This window comes from Anaerolineae bacterium (genome assembly GCA_014360855.1).
Classification (GTDB): domain Bacteria; phylum Chloroflexota; class Anaerolineae; order JACIWP01; family JACIWP01; genus JACIWP01.
Genome location: JACIWP010000370.1, coordinates 1 through 2414, shown reverse-complemented (window position 1 = coordinate 2414; position 2414 = coordinate 1). Strand labels below are relative to the sequence as shown.

Genomic DNA, 2414 nt, shown 5'->3' with positions numbered 1-2414 from the left:
CACGAATGGTGCTCACCCCATGCCTCCTCGCGTATGGAGTTTCGCCGGCGCCTGCCCGTAAGCCGCTTCCCGTGGTGGACCGGCCAGATCCTGCGGCTTCATTCCGTCCTGCTGGAAAGCGCCGAGGACCTGCCGCCCGAGGCGGAATCAGAGCGCACATTCTTCGAACAGCAACAGCTTCGGGCCTTTCTGTCCGTCCCCATGAGCGCCGGCCAGCGCGCCATGGGGGTCATCATCCTGGAATACCTGCGCCCGGAGGCGGAACGGCCCTCCGAGGACCTCATCGCCTTGCTCCGCATCATCGGGGACATCTTCGCCAACGCCATCCAGCGGCGTAAGGCGGAGGAGGAACTGCGCGCTGCCAAGGAGGCCGCCGAGGCCGCCAGCCGGGCCAAAAGCGCCTTCCTCGCTAACGTCAGCCATGAACTGCGCACCCCCATGAACGCCATCCTGGGCCTGACCGAGCTGACGCTGGACACCCCTCTACAAGCCGAACAGCGGGAATATTTGGAAATGGTGCACAGCTCAGCCGAATCCCTGCTGGCCCTGCTGAACGACCTGCTGGACCTGTCGAAGATTGAGGCCGGCCGGCTCGAGCTGGAACGGGCGGCTTTCGATCCGCGGCAGATCGTGCGCGAAGTGGCGGAAATGATGCGCCAGCGCGCCGAGCGCAAGGGTCTGGCGCTTCATCTCGAACTTGACCCCGACCTGCCGGCCGGCCTGATCGGCGACCCGGTGCGCTTCCGACAGATATGGGTCAACCTGGTGGACAACGCCATCAAGTTCACCCAGCAAGGCGCGGTCACCTTGAAGGCCCTGGTGCTGGAAAATGCAAGCGATTCCGTCACCCTCTGCGGAGTGGTCAGCGACACCGGCATCGGCATCCCTCCCGACAAGCAGGATATCATCTTTGAAAGCTTCTCCCAGGCGGATTCCAGCATGAGCCGGCAGTACGGCGGCACCGGCCTGGGATTGGCCATCTGCAAGCAGTTGGTCGAGATGATGGGCGGCCGCATTGAGGTGGAGAGCGAGGTCGGACAGGGAAGCACCTTTATCTTCACGGTCCACCTGGAACGCGCGGAGGGACTGCCGGCGCCGGGCGCCGAAGAGCCGGCCCCCCTCGAAGCGCCAGCGGCGGCCGGCGCCCATATCCTGCTGGTCGAGGACAACCCGGTGAACCGGCGCGTGGCAGAAGCACTGCTCACCCGCGCCGGCTGTCAGGTCCTGCCGGCGGAAAACGGCCGGCATGCCCTGGAAATACTCGAAACGCACCCGGAAATCGACCTGGTCCTGATGGACGTGCAGATGCCGGAGATGGACGGCTACCAGACCACTGCGGCGATACGCGCCGACCCCCGCTGGCGCGACCTCCCCATCATCGCCATGACCGCTCATGCCATGAGCGGAGACCGCGAGCGCTGTCTGGCCGCCGGCATGAACGACTATGTGGCCAAGCCCATCCGCCGGCAGGAGCTGTTGCGGGCCGTGGAATCGGCACTGCGCCGAACGCCCTCCGCGCCCGCACCGGCCCAGTCGCCGGCAGAGGAAGCGGCCCCGCCGGCCATCCTGGACATTGACGGCGTCATGCGCGATTGGGGCCTGGACCGCACGATGTATGCCGGCTACCTGCACATGTTTATGGAAGACCTGGAAGGCCATTTGGCCCGACTGCGGGAGGCGTTCGGTAATTCCGATCTGGAGGCACTGCGCACCACCGCGCACGCCCTGAAGGGGAGCGCCGCCACCGTGGGAGCGCTCCGCCTACAGCGATCCGCCGCCCGCCTGGAGGCCGCCGCCCGGGCGCAAGAGGCGGCGCACATCCCGCAGGCCCTGCAGGCCGTGCTGGACGAGGCACTTCTGCTCCAACAGTACGTGCGCGATAATGGGATCTAATCCGCCGGCAGGGTGCGGAACACCCAATCCCACAGCGGCGAACTGACCCCGAAGCGTTGGTCCGGCGTCTTGAAATGATGCCGCATGTGGTGCAGTTTCAGGAAGCGGAAATAGCCGCGCACCGGGAAGTGATGCGTGGCATAATGGATCATGTCGTACGAGATGTATCCCGCCACGAAGCCGGCAAAGACCGGCGCGAACCACGCGGACAGCCCCACCCCATAGAAAAACGCCCTGAACAGCAGATAGAACAGCACCGCCAGCGGGATGCTGACCGCCGGCGGCATCACCAGCCGCGTCTTCACCATCGGCTGGGCATGGTGCACGCCGTGGAAGAGGAAGGCGATCCGCTCCTGCCAGGGTGCTCTCGGATGAAAATGGAAGACGAAGCGGTGCAGGACATATTCCGTCAGCGTCCACAGGAAGATACCGAGCGCCAGCCCCGCCGGCACAGCCGCCGGCCTGTCCAAAATGCCGCGCACGAGAAAATACAGGAACACCGGCACCCAGATGACCAGCAC

The 2414-nt window shown here is 65.4% G+C and carries 2 protein-coding genes; one reads left to right on the top strand and one right to left on the bottom strand.

The window, feature by feature from the left end:
• The first annotated feature begins 33 nt into the window (after positions 1-33).
• The gene (locus H5T60_14090; GenBank protein ID MBC7243563.1) at positions 34-1893 is read left to right on the top strand and encodes a response regulator; all 1860 of its coding nucleotides are present in this window, start codon (positions 34-36) and stop codon (positions 1891-1893) included.
• On the opposite strand, the gene H5T60_14085 is transcribed toward H5T60_14090, so the two are convergent.
• The coding region (locus H5T60_14085) for a sterol desaturase family protein (protein MBC7243562.1) at positions 1890-2414 on the bottom strand (525 nt) is incomplete at its 5' end. The two genes, H5T60_14090 and H5T60_14085, sit on opposite strands and share 4 nt — an antisense overlap.